Below are 16,232 nucleotides of genomic sequence, written 5' to 3'. Positions count from 1 at the left end.
CCTTCATGCCACCGGTTTGAGAACGATCGTGCGCTGCCTGGCCATGCGTTCGGCCGCCCGGGTGCGGTCCTTCACATCGCCGGCGAGCTGCCCGCAGGCCGCGTCGATGTCATCGCCGCGTGTCTTGCGCACGGTCGTAACGATACCCGCATCGCTGAGCATCTTCGCGAAAGCCGCCACCTGCTGAGGGTTGGAACGGTGCAGTCCGGAAGCGGGGAACGGGTTGAAGGGAATCAGGTTGAACTTGCAGCGCACGCCCTCCGCGCCGCGCGGGCGCACGAGATCGATGAGCTGGCGCGCATGCTCGGGCTGGTCGTTGACGCCATCGAGCATGCAGTATTCGAAGGTGATGAAATCCCGCGGCGCATGCTCCAGGTAACGCGTGCAGGCGTCGAGCAGTTCGCGCAGGGGGTATTTGCGGTTCAGGGGAACCAGCTGGTCCCGCAGGGCGTCGTTCGGCGCATGCAGCGACACGGCCATCGCCACGGCGCAGTCCTGGGACAGGCGATCCATCATGGGCACGACACCGGAGGTGGACACCGTGAGGCGCCGCCGCGACAGGCCATAGCCATGGTCGTCGAGCATGGTGCGCAGCGCCGGCACCAGTGCGGTGTAGTTCTGCAAGGGCTCGCCCATGCCCATCATGACCACGTTGGAGATGACGCGCTCCTGGGTTCCCAGGCGCGCGCGCAGGGCGTGCTCGGCGAACCACAGCTGGGCGACGATCTCGCCGCTGGTGAGGTTGCGGCTGAAACCCTGGTGCCCCGTGGAGCAGAAGCGGCAGCCCACCGCGCAGCCGGCCTGCGAGGAAATGCACAGCGTGCCGCGGTCATCCTCGGGGATGAACACGGACTCGACCGCATTGCCGTCGCCGACGTCGAAGAGCCACTTGACGGTGCCGTCAGCGGATACGTGCTCGCTGATGACCGGCAGGGCCGCGACATGGGCGCAGCCCGAGAGCTTCTCGCGCAGCGACTTCGCCAGGTCGCTCATCCGGGCGAAATCGCTGGCGCCACGCTGGTGGATCCAGCGGAAAAGCTGGACCGCGCGGAAACGCTTCTCCCCGAGCTGCTCGCAGAAGGCGGCGAGCCCGTCCAGGTCGAAGTCGAGAAGGTTCTTGGTCATCGTCGGGGAGCCGTTCCGGCCGGCAGGGCCCGGGGCATGGCGCAGGCGCCGCGCCGGGCCGCCAGCGGGATCAGCGTGCGTAGATGTTCAGGCCGGGGAAGAAGAAGGACACTTCCACCTGGGCCGTTTCGGCGGCGTCCGAACCGTGCACGGCGTTGGCGTCGATGCTGTCGGCGAAGTCGGCGCGGATGGTGCCGGGGGCGGCCTTCTTCGGGTCCGTGGCGCCCATCAGTTCACGGTTCTTCAGGATGGCGTTCTCGCCTTCGAGCACCTGGATCATCACGGGGCCGGAGATCATGAAGTCCACCAGGTCCTTGAAGAAGGGACGCTCCTTGTGGACGGCGTAGAACTGCTCGGCTTCCTGGCGCGACAGGTGGGCCATGCGTGCGGCGGCGATCTTCAGGCCGGCGGCTTCGAAGCGGGCGTAGATCTGGCCGATCACGTTCTTGGCGACTGCGTCGGGCTTGATGATGGAGAGGGTGCGTTCGATAGCCATGGTTTTTCCTTGGATGGTGAGAAAGACTTTTGCCCTGCGGACAAAGCCCTCGATTCTAATCGGCAGGACTTGTCCACAATGTGGCAGGGCACTCAGCGCCCGCCGCGCTTCTGGAAGGCCTTGCGTTTTTGCTTCTGGTCCTGGCGGTGCCGCGCGAGGCTGTCGCTGCCGATGTAGCCCACGGAGGTCTTCATCGGATCGGGCTGGCTGGAGGCCGGCGCGTCGCGCTTGCCCCGGCCGCCAGCGGGCGAATTGAAATAGTCGCCCCGGGGCGCCGGGCCACCGGGGCCACTCTGGCCACGCCCGCCGCCCTTGCGCGGGCCGCCTCCCTTGCGGTCGCCCGCGGCGGCGCCCGGCCCGGCGGGGCGCGGCATCTCGGCGCCGGCGGCCTGCATCAGCGCGCGGATGTCGCGCTCGTCCAGTTCCAGCCACGCGCCGCGCTTGAGGCCGCGCGGCAGCATCATGGAGCCGTAGCGGATGCGGATGAGGCGGCTGACGGCGTGGCCCACCGACTCGAGCATGCGCCGCACCTCGCGATTGCGGCCTTCGGAGATGGTGACGCGGTACCAGCAATTCGAGCCCTCGCCCCCGCCGTCCTCGATGGAGCCGAAGGCGGCCATGCCGTCCTCGAGCTGGACGCCGTCGAGCAGGCGCTGCTTTTCCTCGTTGCTCAGGGCGCCCAGCACCCGCACCGCGTATTCCCGCTCCAGGCCGAACCGGGGGTGCATGAGCTTGTTGGCCAGCTCCCCCGCGCTGGTGAAGAGCAGCAGGCCTTCGGTGTTCAGGTCCAGGCGCCCCACGGACTGCCATTTGCCGTGGGCCAGGCGCGGGAGCTTGCGGAACACGGTGGGCCGGTTCTGGGGATCGTCGTGGGTGACGACTTCGCCGACGGGCTTGTGGTAGGCGATCACCCGGGGTGCGGGCGGGTCGATGCGGTAGCGGATGGGCCGGCCGTTGACCTTGACCTGGTCCCCGTACTGGACGCGCTGCCCGATGTGGGCCGGCTCGTTGTTGACGGAGATGCGGCCTTCGAGGATGAGCTGCTCCATCTCCAGCCGGGAGCCCAGTCCGGCCTGGGCCAGGACCTTGTGCAGCTTGGGCATTTCCACCTGCGGCGGCAGAACGCGCTTGGCGGGCGCGACGTCGGCGCGGTCTTCATCGGCGTCGAGCTGGCCCGAGACCACGTCGTCGAACCGGTAGCCCTCCGGCGTGGCCGGGTTCGGGCGGCCGCGCGGCCCACGCGGTGCCTGCTCCCTGCGATCCCGCGGCGGCTTCCGGGCAGGCGCGGCCGAGTGCACCCCGGGCGCAGCGGTATCGCCGTCGTCCGGGGTGGCTTCCGGCGGAGCGGGTTCGGACGCGGCCTGGGCGATGGCGGCGCCATCGGCGGGCACACCGGACACAGGATCGGGAGCCGTGGCGGATTCGGGCCCGGCAACGGGGGCCGCGGCCCGCTTGCGCGGCGCACGGCGGGCGGGCTTCTGGGCCGCGGAGGCGTCGTCGGCTGCGGGTTGCGGGGCAGCGGCGGCTCCGTCGTGATCGGGCTCGGATGGATTCATGGCGTGCTTTCGGGAGGGACCGGAGGTTCGGGGCGCCGGGGCTCCGGATCGTCATCGGCGGTCGTCGGTGATTCTGTGGGTGCGGCGTCTTCCGGGACGGCAGAGGCGGCATCGGTGGAGCCGGCATCGCTGCCGGCGGGCTCCGGAGGATGGGGGCCGGGACCGGGGCCGCCCGGTGCATCGGCGGAGTCGGGCGCCGCGGGCGAGGCGGGAGGCGCCTCGGCGGCATCCTGCGGTCCGTCGTCTCCTGGCTCCGCGGCCCCGCGCTCCAGGGCCTCCAGGACGCTGGACTGGACAGCGGGATTTTCCAGCATGGGCAGCTCGTCCAGGGATTTCAGCCCCAGGTCGTCGAGAAACTGGCGGGTGGTCGCGAACAGGGCGGGACGGCCGACGGTCTCGCGGTGCCCGATCACCTCCACCCAGCCCCGGTCCTCGAGTTGCTTGAGGATCAGGCTGTTGACGGTCACGCCGCGGATCTCTTCGATATCGCCACGGGTGACGGGCTGCCGGTAGGCGATGATGGCCAGTGTCTCGAGGGCGGCGCGGGTATAGCGCGGGGGCTTCTCGGGATGGAGCCGGTCGAGGTACTCGCGCATCTCGGGCCGGCTCTGGAAACGCCAGCCCGATGCCACCTGCACGAGCTCGACGCCGCGCTGGGACCACTCCTGCTGCAGCTCCACCAGCAACTGCTTGATGGTGTCGGCGCCCAGCGCATCTTGAAAGAGCGTGCGCAACTCCCGCAGCGTCGCGGGCTGCGGCGCACAGATCAGCGCGGTTTCGAGGACCCGTTTGGCATCCACCGTATTCATGGTTCAGCGATGGCGGTTGGCGGTGCCGCTGGCCGCGGGGCACCGCACGAGGTTGGGGAGGCTCCAGCGGCTGGCAGAACTCTGCTGGCCCGCCATGCAGGCCCATGCCGAAAGGGGCACGGCCCGCGAGGGGTGCGGACGGGAAGGCAGCGATACAGTTTTGTCAGCCGCTCTGGTGGCAGGCGTGGGCCGCGGGAGCGGCGGGGCATTCGATCGGGACGGCACGGCGCGCGGCGGGGCCCGATGAGGCCGGGCGGCCGGAAGGCCGCGTTCAGGCCGGATTGTAGCGTAGGCCCCAGGCCTGGAGCGCGCCGGCCATGTCGCCGGGCAGCGGCGCATGGAAAAGCAGGGGCTGCCCGGTAACGGGATGGGCGAACGCCAGGCGGTAGGCGTGCAGCGCCTGACGGGACAGGCCCGCCGCCGGCTCGCCGCCATAGAGCGCATCGGCCACGAGCGGATGCCGCAGCCACGCCATGTGAACGCGGATCTGGTGGGTGCGCCCCGTGTGGAGCGTGCAGTGCACCAGGCAGCCGTCTTGGCACGTGTCGAGCACGGCGATGTCGGTGCGGGCCGGCTTGCCGGCATGCGCGGCCAGGTCCACCGCCGCCATGCGCAGCCGGTTGCGCGGATCGCGTCCGATGGCCTCTTCCACCACGCGGGTCTGCGCCCCCTGCCAGGCACGGTGCCCCAGGGCCAGGTACTGGCGGCTGACCTCGCGCGCGGCGATCATCCGCACGAGCGCGTCCATCACGGAGCGCTCGCGCGCGACGACCATGAGGCCGCTGGTGTCCTTGTCGAGCCGGTGGACGATGCCCGCCCGGGGTACGTTGCCGGCCCGCGGATCCAGCGCGAGCAGGCCGTTGAGCAGCGTGCCGCTCCAGTTGCCGGGGGCGGGATGCACGACCAGTCCGGCCGGCTTGTTGACGATGCGCAGGTGCTCGTCCTCGTACACGGTGTCCAGCGCCATGGCTTCCGGGCGGAATGCCTGACTCTGGGGCGTGGGCCGCAGCTCGACCGAGAGCACGTCGCCGGCCTGCACGCGGGCCGACGGCTTGGCCGCCGCGCGGCCGTTGACCAGCACCCCGCCCTCGCCCAGCAACTGCTGGAGATAGCTGCGGGAGAACTCGGGCACGAGTTCCGCCAGCGCCTTGTCGAGCCGGGCACCGTGCTGCGCAGGGGATGCCTGCACGACCCGGGTTTCCGCGGCGTCGGAGCCGTCTTCCGCCTCGGCCGGATCGTCCGCCAGGCCCTCGGGGAGGCCATTGGCGGATGGGGGCGCGACGGGACTCAACGCGCGGGCAGGTAGCGCGCCGGGTCCACGGGCTTGCCCTGGCGGCGGATCTCGAAGTGCAGCTTCACGCGGTCGGTGTCGGAACTGCCCATTTCGGCGATCTTCTGGCCGCGCCGCACCGACTGGTCTTCCTTGACCAGCAGCGTCTGGTTGTGGGCGTACGCCGTCAGGTAGGTGTTGTTGTGCTTGAGGATCACCAGGTTGCCGTAGCCGCGCAGGCCCGCGCCGGCATACACCACGCGCCCGTCGGCCGCGGCCAGCACCGGGTCGCCCGCCTTGCCGGCGATGTCGTAGCCCTTGTTGCGGGCCTCGTCGAAGCCGGCCACCAGCGAGCCGGACGCCGGCCAGATGAAGGCCATGTCGTCATCGCCGCCGCCGGCAGCCGGGGCCGGGGCGGGTGCCGGAGCCGGCGCTGCCGCCACGGCGGATGCACCGCCGCGCGGCGCGCTCGCACCGGACGCCGCCGGGGCGGGTGCGATGGCGGTGGAGGTCACGGGGCGTGTGACCACGCCGGTATCGGCGGCCATCTGCGCGGGCGGCGTGGTGCCGGGCGGCACGACCCGCAGCACCTGGCCGACCTCGATGAGGTTGGGGTTGTCCAGGTTGTTCCAGCGGGCGATGTCCTTCCAGCTCTGGCCGGATTCGAGCCCGATGCGGATGAGGGTGTCGCCGGGCTTCACGCTGTAGTAGCCGGGCTTGCCGGCGTTCTCGGCCCCCGGCAGGGGCTTCGGCGGCGTGCCGACGACGACGCCGGACTGCGGCGCAGTGGACGAGGAAGATGCGGCGGTGCCGCGGTCTTCCACCGGAGCCCTGTTGACGCGGGTTCCGCAGCCGGCCAGCACCACGACCGCCAACGCCACCGAACTCCAAGCCACAAGACCACGCGATACCAGCATAAGCAATTCCTTCAGGCAATCCCCGATTTTAGGGGGACAAAATGTACGGCCTCCAACGTGCTCTGCTGAAGCCCGTGGGGAGTCCTGTCGATCACGACGAGGACCTGCCGCCCGCCCGCCGCGGCCATGGGGGCGACGAGGCGCCCTCCCACGGCGAGCTGTTGGACCCAGGCGTCGGGAATGGTTTCACCGCCCGCGGCGGCGATGATGGCGGCATAGGGTGCGCCCTTGGCGTAACCGGCCATGCCGTCGCCCAGGATCAGGTGCGCATTGGTCAACCGCCAGGGGCGCAGATTGTCGCGGGCCTTCTCATGCAACGCGCGCAGCCGCTCGATGGTGTACACCTCCCGCGCCACCCGGGCGAGCACCGCGGCCTGGTAGCCGCATCCGGTGCCGATTTCCAGCACGCGCCCCAGGCCGCCCGCGCGGGCGCCCTCGGCGCCCAGCAGCAGCTCGGTCATGCGGGCCACGATGCTGGGCTTGGAGATCGTCTGCCCGAGCCCGATGGGCAGGCTGGTGTCCTCGTAGGCCTGGTTGACGAGCGCGGTGTCCACGAAACGGTGCCGCTCCACCGTGCCCATGGCCTGGAGCACGGCGGGCGACGTGATCCCGCCGGCGGCGAGGCGCTGCACCATGCGTGCGCGCACGGCGGCCGAATCCAGGCCCAGTCCGTGCGGCACCGGCCCGGCCGCCGGCGCGCCGCCCGGCAGCGGGGCGCGCACGGACGCCGGTGCGCGTGGAGCGCCGGGAGCGGGCGGCGTGTCGAGCCGGGCGGGAAAACCGGGCCGCCGATGCATTACAGCGCCCCGGCGGCCGCGGCCGATGGCTGGGCGAGGCGCCCCGCCGTGTCGGACCAGTACGCCAGGCCCTCGTGGTCGGTCAGGTCCACTTTCAGCGGGGTGAGCGCCACGTGGCCGAGCGCGGTGGCATGGAAATCCGTGCCCTCGGAGTCGTCCTTGGCCGGGCCCGCGCCGCCGATCCAGTACATGCGCTCGCCGCGCGGGCTCTCCTGCTCGATCACCCGCTCGGCCGCATGGCGCCGGCCCAGGCGGCAGACCCTCACCGGGCGCAACTGATCGAACGGAAGATTGGGAATGTTGACATTCAGCAGCCAGGGCACTTCCCCGACCAGGTGCTGCGCGTGCATCTGCTCGACCATTTCACGGGCCTTGCGCGCGGCCGCCTCGATTTCGCCCCACCCCTTGTCCACCTGGGAAAAGGCGATGGCCGGCACGCCGAACAGGTAGCCCTCCATGGCCGCGCCCACGGTGCCGGAATAGATGGTGTCGTCTCCCATGTTGGCGCCATTGTTGATGCCGGAGACGACCAGGTCGGGCCGGAAGCCCAGCAGCCCGGTGAGCGCGATGTGCACGCAGTCGGCGGGGGTGCCGTTCACGTAGCGGAAGCCGTTGGCCGCCTGGTGGACGTACAGGGGCGAATGCAGCGTGAGCGCGTTGGACTTGGCGCTGTTGTTGTGCTCGGGAGCCACCACGTCGACATCGACGCCGGGGATCTCGCGCAGTGCGGCATGGAGCGCCACGATGCCCGGCGCCTGGTAGCCGTCATCGTTGGAAAGAAGGATCTTCATGGGGTCGCTGAGTGCGGAGTGCGCGAAGATTGTAGGGCCCGCCCCACGGGCGGCCGCCGGCGGGGGGCCGTCGCTCCAGGGACATCGGCCCTGCGCGCCGGGCGCCTATGATGCCCGCGCAACCACCGAAGGAGACCCCGCATGCATGCATGGCTTTGCACCCAGCCCACGGGCGTGGACAACCTCGCCTGGACCGAGCTGCCGACGCCCGTCCCGAAGCGTGGCGAGGTGCTGATCGAGATCCGCGCCGCGAGCCTGAACTTCCCCGACCTGCTGATCGTGCAGAACAAGTACCAGATGAAGCCCGATCCGCCGTTCGTGCCGGGTTCGGAGTACGCCGGCGTGGTCCAGGCCGTGGGCGAAGGCGTGGAGCACCTGCGCGTGGGCCAGAACGTGGCCTGCCTGACAGGCACCGGCGGCTTCGCGACCCATGCCATCGCGCCCGCGGCGCTGTGCATGCCGCTGCCGGACGGCTTCCCGCACGTGGACGCCGCGGCCTTCATCATGATCTACGCCACCTCGCACCACGCACTGGTGGACCGGGCGCAGCTGCGGGCCGGCGAGACGGTGCTTGTGCTGGGCGCGGCCGGTGGCGTGGGCACCGCGGCCATCCAGATCGCGAAGAAGATGGGCGCGCGCGTGATCGCGGCAGCCTCCTCGGACGAGAAATGCGCGCTGTGCCTTTCGACCGGTGCCGATGCGGTGATCAACTACAGCGCGGAAAACCTGCGCGAGGCGATCAAGGGCCTCACGGACGGCAAGGGCCCGGACGTGATCTACGACCCCGTGGGCGGCGACTTCACCGAGCCGGCCTTCCGCTCCATCGCCTGGCGCGGGCGCTACCTGGTGGTGGGCTTCGCGGCCGGCCCGATCCCCTCGCTGCCCCTGAACCTGGCGCTGCTCAAGGGGGCATCGATCGTGGGCGTGTTCTGGGGCGAGTTCTCCCGGCGCGAGCCGAAGGCGAACGCGGCCATGATGGCGGAGCTGGCGCGCTGGTACGGCGAAGGCGCGGTCAAGCCGGTGATCGACCGCACCATGCCCATGGCGCAGCTGCATGCGGCCTACGAGCGGATGGCGTCGCGGGCCGTGCAGGGCAAGCTGGTGCTGGTGAACTGACCTTCCGGCGGCGGCGGCCCGGCCACGGCGCCGCGTGCCGCCCCGCGGAACCGCCGCGCCGGCCTGCGGGGCCGCCCCGGCCGCGCTGTTCAAGGCGTCCGCCGTCTGTCACACTCGGGGCCCCATCCTCTGCCGTGCATGCCCGATGGCCGACCGCCCCCCTTCAGAGATCGCGCGAGAAACCCTCAAACAGCTGGCGGCCCGCCGCCTCGCGCCCACCCCGGACAACTACCAGGCGCTGTACGAGGAGATCGCCGGCACGCGCACGGCCCCGGCCTTTCCCGATGCGCAACTGCGCCACATCCTGCGGGTGCTCCCCGGCCAGACGCCTGCCCAGAAGCGGCTGCTCGGCCAGTTCGAGGCGGCCATCGAGCAGGGGGACTGGTCACAGCTTCAGGGCGTGCTGGTGGGCTATGCGAACCTCGGCCTGCATGCCGGCGGCGCCACCCCCGTGGAGACGGCCCCGGCACCGCTGACGGCCGCCCCGGCCGGCGCCGCCACGGTGCTGCCCGACGACATGGCGGAGCAACTGGCCCGGCTGGTCGACAACACGCTGCCGGCGCTGGGCGAGGACGATGCGCGCGTCCATGAGCTGGCGGCGCAACTCACGCAGTTCCTGCGACAGCCCGCACCGCCGGTTTCCACGCTGGCGCTGATGCTCAACAATTTCAGCTACCGGCTCTCCTTCGCCACCGAGGACCAGGCGGCGATCCGCTCCGGCCTGCTGACCCTGCTGCACATGGTGTTCGAGAATATCGCGGTGCTGAGCCAGGACGACCAGTGGCTGCAGGGGCAGGCCGAGGCCCTCAAGGCGGCCTCCACGCCGCCGCTCACGCTGCGGCGGCTGGACGACGTGCAGCGCCGGCTCAAGGACGTGATCTTCAAGCAGAACGAGGCGCGCGAGCGCACCGTGCAGGCCCAGCAGCAGATGAAGGAGCTGCTGGCCACGTTCATCGAGCGGCTCGCGCAGATCACCGCATCCAGCAGCACCTACCACGAGAAGATGGAGCGCTGCGCCGAGCAGATCGGGCAGGCCACGAGCCTGGACCAGATCACGCCGCTGCTCGAGGAGGTGATGGGGGCCACCCGCGCCATGGCGCTCGACACGCGCCTGACGCGCGACGAACTGCAGGAGCTGCGCGAGCGCTCCGAGGCCAGGCATGCCGAGATCGCCAAGCTGCAGGAAGAACTGGACCGGGCCAGCGCCCAGGCGCGGCACGATCCGCTGACCGGCTCGCTGAACCGCAAGGGCCTGGACGAGGCACTGGACCGCGAAGTGGCACGCGCGCTGCGCAACGACGCGCCGCTGTGCGTCGCGCTGCTGGACCTGGACAATTTCAAGGCCATCAACGACCGGCTGGGGCATACGGGCGGTGACGAGGCGCTCAAGCACCTCGCGGGCGTGACGCGCGAGGTGATGCGCCCGCAGGACCAGCTCGCCCGCTACGGGGGCGAGGAGTTCGTGATCATCCTGCCGGACACCTCCCTGGCCCAGGGCGTGGAGGCCATGGCACGCCTGCAGCGCGAACTGACCACGCGCTACTTCCTCAAGGACCAGGAAAAGGTGCTCATCACCTTCAGCGCCGGCGTGGCGCAGCTCGCGCCGCAGGAGACGACGGCGGAAGCGATCCGGCGGGCGGACCAGGGCATGTACCTCGCCAAGCGCTCGGGCAAGAACCGTGTCATGGCGGCCTGACCCGCCCCGGCAGGCCACGGACCGCCGCACGCTGCTGCGGCTCGCTGCCGCGCTGGCGGTGCCCGGCGCCCTGCCCCGCCGGGCATGGTCGTCATCCGGCTGGGGAAACGATCCCTTCGCGCTCGGCGTGGCGAGCGGAGACCCTGCACCCGACGGCTTCGTGCTCTGGACCCGGCTGATGCCGCCGGAGCCCGGCGGCGCGGCCGGCCCGGCGACGGTGCGCTGGGAGCTGGCGCACGACGACCGGTTCCGCCGCATCGTGCGCCAGGGCACGGCCACGGCCCTGCCGGAGCTGGCGCACAGCGTGCACGTGGAACTGCGGGGACTGGAGCCGGGGCGCTGGTATTTCTACCGCTTCCTGCACGGCGACGCCGCGAGCCCCACAGGCCGCACGCGCACCGCGCCATCCCTCGCAGACCCGCAGCCGCACCTGCGCCTGGCGTTCGCCTCGTGCCAGCGCTGGGAGCACGGGTATTACGCCGCCTGGAACGACGTCTGCCGCCATGCGCCCGACCTCGTGCTGTTCCTGGGCGACTACATCTACGAATACGCGAGCCCTGCCGATCCATCGGGCCTGGCGCGCGTGCATGCGCTGCGCCACGCGCGAACACTGGCCGACTTCCGCGACCGCTATGCGCTGCACCGCAGCGACCCGGCCCTGCAGGCGGCCCACGCCGCAGCCCCCTGGGCCGTGACCTGGGACGACCATGAGGTGGAGAACGACTACGCCGGGCTGTCCGGGCGGGAGCCGGAGGCCGCCTTCGGCGACCTGCGGGCCGCCGCCTACCAGGCGTTCTACGAGCACATGCCGCTGCGCGCGGCGGCGCTCCAGGCCGGGGGCGGCTTCGGCGGCCTGCCGCTGTACCGGCGCCTCGCCTGGGGGCGGCTGGCACGCCTGCACCTGCTCGATGCGCGCCAGTTCCGCAACCGCCAGGCCTGCCGCCCGCCGGGGTCCGGCGGCGCGGGCGCGGTGCGGCCCGCGGCGTGCGCCGAGCTGGCGGACCCGGCGCGCAGCTTTCTCGGCATGGACCAAGAGCGCTGGCTGGATGCGGGGCTGGCCGAGGATGCCGCGCCAGCCGGCGATGGAAGCACCCCGCGCTGGAGCGTGATCGCGCAGCAGACACTGTTCTCGCCGCGCCGCACGCCCTCCGGACGGCAGGGCACCGACAGCTGGGACGGCTATCCCGCGGCGCGCGAACGGCTGCTCGCCTCCCTCGCGGGCCGGGCGCCGCGCAATACCGTGTTCCTCGGCGGGGACATCCACCAGAACTACGTCTGCGAGGTGCGCGGCCCGGCGCCGGACGCCCCCACGCTGGCCAGCGAGTTCTGCGGCACATCGATCAGCTCGCGGGCCGGCACCACCCAGGAACGGGTGGACGCCATCGCGCGGCTCAACCCGCACGTGCTGCTGGCGCGCAGCGACCTGCGCGGCTGGGGCCTGGCCGACGTCACGCCGCAGCGCTGGACCACGGTGCTGCGGACGGTGACTGACCCGCTGCGGTCCGACAGCGCCTGCTCCACGCTGGCGCGCTTCGTGGTGGAAGACGGCTGTCCGGGCCCGGTACGGGACTGACGTACCCGCTTGTAACAAAGCCGCCACGGGCCGGGGCGGGCCGATAGGATGCCCGGCGTTACCCCGAGATCATTCCACTGCACGACGAAGGAGGCGTACCCGCATGAAGTTCCCGTCCACCCGCCGCACCGCCCTGGCGCTGGCTGCCGCCACGGCCCTGCTGGCCGCCTGCTCCACCGCCCCGCAACTCGCCTATTCGGTGCCCGACCAGCCCGAAGGGTCGTCGGGGTATACGGAGAAGCCCGGCTGGGCCACGCGCGAGTTCGCGGTCGCCGCGGCCAATCCGCTGGCCACCGATGCGGGCTACCAGGTGCTCAAGGCCGGCGGGTCGGCCATCGACGCGGCCATCGCGGTGCAGATGGTGCTCACGCTGGTCGAACCCCAGTCCAGCGGCATCGGCGGCGGCGCATTCCTGCTGCATGCAGCGGGAAGCAAGGTGGAAGCGTACGATGGGCGCGAGACCGCCCCTGCCGCCGCCAGCGAGGACCTGTTCCTCGGCCGGGACGGCAAGCCCGTGCCGTTCTACGACGGCGTGGTCGGCGGCCGCTCGGTCGGCGTGCCCGGCGCCGTGCGCATGCTGGAGATGGCGCACCGCGAGCACGGGGTGCTGCCCTGGGCACAGCTGTTCGAGCCCGCCATCCGCCTGGCCGAGGGCGGCTTCAAGGTGAGCGCCCGGCTCAACAGCCTGCTCGCCAACGAGAAATACCTGGCGCAGGACCCGGCCGCGCGGGCCTACTTCTTCGATCCCGCGGGCAAGCCCTGGCCCGTGGGGCACGTGCTGCGCAATCCGGAACTCGCGGCCGTGCTGCGGGCCATCGCGCAGAACGGCTCCAGGGCCCTGCTGGAGGGGGAGGTCGCCCAGGCCATCGTGGCCAAGGTGCAGGGCCACCCGACGAATCCCGGCCGGCTGAGCCTGGCGGACCTGGCAGGCTACCAGCCGAAGAAGCGCGAAGCCCTGTGCAGCGACTACACCGTGGCGGCCCATGCCTACCGCATGTGCGGGTTCCCGCCGCCCGGCTCCGGGGCGATCGCCGTGGCACAGATCCTCGGCATCCTGCAGCAGACGCCCGCGGCCGGCATGCCGCTGCAGGCCGGTCCGAACGGCCCCCAGGACCTGCAGCCCGGCGCCGACTGGCTCTACTACTACAACGAGGCCGCGCGCCTGGCCTTCGCCGACCGCGGACTCTATGTGGCCGACCCAGACTTCGTGCAGCCGCCGGCGGGCAGCTGGTCGAGCCTGCTCGATCCCGCCTACCTGGCCCGGCGCGCGCGCCTCATCGGCCCGCAGAGCCTGAAGGTGGCCCAGCCCGGCACGCCGGGGGCCGTGAAGACGGCCCTGGCACCGATGCCCGACCAGATCGAGCACGGCACCAGCCACATCAGCGTGGTGGACGCCCGCGGCAATGCCGTGGCGATGACGACGACCATCGAGGACCAGTTCGGCTCCCGCCAGATGGTCAAGGGCTTCCTGCTGAACAACGAGCTGACCGACTTCAGCTTCGCGCCGCGCGACGCGGCCGGCCGGCCCATCGCGAACCGCGTCGAGCCCGGCAAGCGCCCCCGCTCCTCCATGGCCCCGACCCTGGTCTTCGACAAGGCCACCGGCCAGCTCGCGGCGAGCGGCGGCAGCCCGGGCGGCGCGCTCATCATCCACTACACCGCCAAGACGCTGCATGGCATCTTCAACTGGGGGCTGACGCCGCAGCAGGCCATCAACCTGCCGAACTTCGGCAACCTCAACGGCCCCACCATGCTGGAGGAAAAGCGTTTCCTGCCCGCCACCGTGGAGCAGCTGCGCACGCGCGGCGCCGAGGTGCGCGAGATGAACATGACCAGCGGGCTGCAGGCCATCACCCGCGCCAACGTGCACGGCCAGCCGATGTGGCTGGGCGGCGCCGATCCGCGCCGCGAGGGCATCGTGATGGGCGACTGACCGGCCACGCTGCCCGGCGGCCACGGCCGGGCTAGCACATCGCATGGGCAGTGCCAAGCCCCGCGCGGCGGGGCTGTGGTTTTGGCGGCGCGTGCCCGCCTGAAAATCGCTTGCTCCCACGGAAGAGTCGCCCGGAGAATGCTGGGCGATGGCGACACGGCGGCTGCCTGCGCAGCCGGCCTCCGCCACGACCAATTTCCGCGAGGACGGGGAGAACACATGGGCAAGCGTTTCTGGGCAGCATTCGCCACCGTGCTGGCGTTCTGGGCAGCGCCCGCCACCAGCCAGACCACCGCGCCGCTGCGGGCCTGGAACATCCATCCCGACGGCTATCCCGTCACCGAGGCGATGAAGAGCTTCGCCGCCGAGGTGCAGGCCGGCACCCAGGGCCGCTACCGGATCCAGCTCTTTTCCGATGCCGTGCTGGGCGACCAGGCCAAGGCGGTGCAGATGCTCAAGGCCGGCGAGATCGACGCCGCGGAATTCAACATGGGCCCGCTCGCGGAAGCGGTGCCGGCGCTGCAGGCGTTCAACCTGCCCTTCCTGTTCAGCAACGCCGCCCACATGTTCCGCTACCTGGACGGCCCGATGGGCGAACGGCTCGCGGAGAAGCTCAAGGCGTCCGGCTACGTGGTGCTGGGCTGGTACAACGGCGGCGCCCGCTCGTTCTATTGCGCCGACAAGCCCATCAGCCGCCGCGAAGACCTGGCGGGGCTGCGCATCCGGGTGCAGCAGGTCGAATCGCACATCGAGATGGTGAAGCTGCTGGGCGCCACGCCGGTGGTCGTGCCCTACAAGGACGTGCCCGAGAGCTTCCGCACCGGCAAGATCGACTGCGCGGAAGGCAACATCGTCTCGTACGAATCCACCGGCCAGTACAAGCTGGCGAAATACATGCTGCTGGACCAGCACATGATCGCGCCCGAGGCCCTGGTGGTTTCCACCCAGCTGTGGAAGCGGCTGAGCGAAGAGGACCGCAAGGTCTTCCTGAAGGCCGGCAAGGACTCCGCGCTGCTGATGCGCAGCCTCTGGGAAAAACGTGAACTCGCGGCCCGCACCGCCCTGGCCAAGGAGGGCGTGCAGTTCGCCCCCGTGGCCGACTTCTCGCCCTACGTGCGCCGCATGGCACCGCTCTACAAGAAGTACACCGACAACCCCGAGGTGCGGGGCGACCTGCTCACCATCATCTCCAACCAGTGACCGGGCGCTCAGCCGAGCCCGAATCCCAGCGCCATGCCCGCGCCGCCGCGTGACCGTGCACCGGCCATGGCGCGTTGCGCCGCCGGAGGCACGCCGGTACCCGCCGCATCGCCAACCGGCACATCCGCCGCATTGCCGAAACTGCCCCCGAAGCCGGCGCCCTGGGGCCATTGCACGGCCGGCAGCGCCTCCAGCGCGGGGCGCGCGAAGAGGTAGCCCTGGTACAGGTGGACGCCCATGGCCCGCAGGGGGCGGAGTTCGTCCTCGGTCTCCACGCCCTCGGCGATCACCGCGATGCCCAGCGACTCGCCCATCGAGACCACGCCGCGGGCGATGGCCTGGCGCACCGGGTCGGTGCCGATGCCGCGCACCAGCGCCATGTCGATCTTCAGCATGTCGGGCTGGAAGTCGGCCAGCAGGCCCAGCCCCGCATAGCCCGCACCGAAATCGTCGATGGCCGTGCGCAGGCCCTGGCGGCGGTAGGCGCGCAGGATGCGGTTGAGGTGCTCGCGGTCGTGGGCGTTCTCGTGCTCCGCCACCTCGAAGATGATGCGCTCGACCGGGAAGCCGTTGCGCCGCGCGGCCTGCAGGGTGACCTGGATGCAGGTTTCGGGCTGGTACACCGCATTGGGCAGGAAGTTGATGCTCAGCCGGCAGTCGATGCCCAGCCGGGCCGCCAACTCCACCGCGCGCACCCGGCAGGCCTGGTCGAACGCATAGCGGTTGCCGTCGTTCACGCGGGCCAGCACCGACGCGGCCGAACTGCCGTCGGCGCCGCGCACCAGCGCCTCGTAAGCGAACACGCTGCCGCCGTGGCGCAGGTCCACGATGGGCTGGAAGGCCATGGTGAAGTCGAAATCCAGCTCCGCGGTACCGTTGCGGCACGCGGAGCAGGCGCGGGCGGAAGAAGCGTGCGCGTGCATGGCAGTCAGGGGAGCGTTCCCGGAAGTGGC

General features: G+C 71.2%; 14 protein-coding genes. 5 read left to right on the top strand and 9 right to left on the bottom strand.

Annotated features, from left to right (window positions below; genetic code table 11):
• Nucleotides 1-3 precede the first annotated feature (3 nt).
• The 8 genes from rlmN to surE all read right to left on the bottom strand — a co-directional run bounded on the left by rlmN (nt 4) and on the right by surE (nt 7,761).
• Nucleotides 4-1,125 (bottom strand): dual-specificity RNA methyltransferase RlmN, encoded by a 1,122-nt coding sequence (gene rlmN, locus T336_RS0120085; RefSeq protein WP_026433871.1) that lies wholly within the window; start codon nt 1,123-1,125, stop codon nt 4-6.
• 70 nt (nt 1,126-1,195) lie between these two features.
• Complete coding sequence (gene ndk / locus T336_RS0120080) at nt 1,196-1,621, bottom strand: nucleoside-diphosphate kinase (RefSeq protein WP_011794561.1); 426 nt, start codon at nt 1,619-1,621, stop codon at nt 1,196-1,198.
• 92 nt (nt 1,622-1,713) lie between these two features.
• Nucleotides 1,714-3,177, bottom strand: a complete 1,464-nt coding sequence (locus T336_RS0120075) for a pseudouridine synthase (protein WP_026433870.1) — start codon at nt 3,175-3,177, stop codon at nt 1,714-1,716.
• Nucleotides 3,174-3,986, bottom strand: a complete 813-nt coding sequence (gene scpB / locus T336_RS25445; RefSeq protein ID WP_035226687.1) for an SMC-Scp complex subunit ScpB — start codon at nt 3,984-3,986, stop codon at nt 3,174-3,176. The genes T336_RS0120075 and scpB overlap by 4 nt, the downstream gene beginning before the upstream one ends.
• A gap of 271 nt (nt 3,987-4,257) precedes the next feature.
• On the bottom strand, nt 4,258-5,277 hold the full coding sequence (locus T336_RS0120065) for an RluA family pseudouridine synthase (protein WP_026433869.1): 1,020 nt from the start codon (nt 5,275-5,277) through the stop codon (nt 4,258-4,260).
• Entirely contained in the window at nt 5,274-6,173 is a 900-nt protein-coding gene (locus tag T336_RS0120060) for a peptidoglycan DD-metalloendopeptidase family protein (RefSeq protein WP_026433868.1), read from the bottom strand. The genes T336_RS0120065 and T336_RS0120060 overlap by 4 nt, the downstream gene beginning before the upstream one ends.
• An 11-nt stretch (nt 6,174-6,184) precedes the next feature.
• Nucleotides 6,185-6,970, bottom strand: a complete 786-nt coding sequence (locus T336_RS0120055) for a protein-L-isoaspartate(D-aspartate) O-methyltransferase (protein WP_026433867.1) — start codon at nt 6,968-6,970, stop codon at nt 6,185-6,187.
• Nucleotides 6,970-7,761, bottom strand: coding sequence for a 5'/3'-nucleotidase SurE (surE, locus tag T336_RS0120050; RefSeq protein WP_019700524.1), 792 nt, complete (start codon nt 7,759-7,761; stop codon nt 6,970-6,972). Before surE ends, T336_RS0120055 begins: the two co-directional genes overlap by 1 nt.
• Nucleotides 7,762-7,902: 141 nt before the next feature.
• On the opposite strand from surE, the gene T336_RS0120045 reads away from it, so the two are divergent.
• From T336_RS0120045 to T336_RS0120025, 5 genes are all read left to right on the top strand, one after another.
• On the top strand, nt 7,903-8,877 hold the full coding sequence (locus T336_RS0120045; protein WP_019700523.1) for an NADPH:quinone oxidoreductase family protein: 975 nt from the start codon (nt 7,903-7,905) through the stop codon (nt 8,875-8,877).
• A gap of 145 nt (nt 8,878-9,022) precedes the next feature.
• Nucleotides 9,023-10,573: a GGDEF domain-containing protein gene (locus T336_RS0120040; protein WP_019700522.1), complete on the top strand. Its 1,551-nt coding sequence runs from the start codon at nt 9,023-9,025 to the stop codon at nt 10,571-10,573.
• On the top strand, nt 10,557-12,146 hold the full coding sequence (locus T336_RS0120035; protein ID WP_051647361.1) for an alkaline phosphatase D family protein: 1,590 nt from the start codon (nt 10,557-10,559) through the stop codon (nt 12,144-12,146). Before T336_RS0120040 ends, T336_RS0120035 begins: the two co-directional genes overlap by 17 nt.
• A gap of 103 nt (nt 12,147-12,249) precedes the next feature.
• The gene (locus tag T336_RS0120030) at nt 12,250-14,079 is read left to right on the top strand and encodes a gamma-glutamyltransferase family protein (protein ID WP_026433865.1); all 1,830 of its coding nucleotides are present in this window, start codon (nt 12,250-12,252) and stop codon (nt 14,077-14,079) included.
• 219 nt (nt 14,080-14,298) lie between these two features.
• A complete protein-coding gene (locus T336_RS0120025; protein ID WP_019702198.1) occupies nt 14,299-15,279 on the top strand; it encodes a TRAP transporter substrate-binding protein in 981 nt (326 codons plus the stop codon).
• Between the two features lie 8 nt (nt 15,280-15,287).
• On the opposite strand, the gene T336_RS0120020 is transcribed toward T336_RS0120025, so the two are convergent.
• The gene (locus T336_RS0120020) at nt 15,288-16,202 is read right to left on the bottom strand and encodes an EAL domain-containing protein (protein ID WP_026433863.1); all 915 of its coding nucleotides are present in this window, start codon (nt 16,200-16,202) and stop codon (nt 15,288-15,290) included.
• Between the last annotated feature and the right edge of the window lie 30 nt (nt 16,203-16,232).

Source organism: Paracidovorax oryzae ATCC 19882 (genome assembly GCF_000687165.1).
Classification (GTDB): Bacteria; Pseudomonadota; Gammaproteobacteria; order Burkholderiales; family Burkholderiaceae_C; genus Paracidovorax; species Paracidovorax oryzae.
This window is presented reverse-complemented; position numbering and strand designations above follow the sequence as displayed.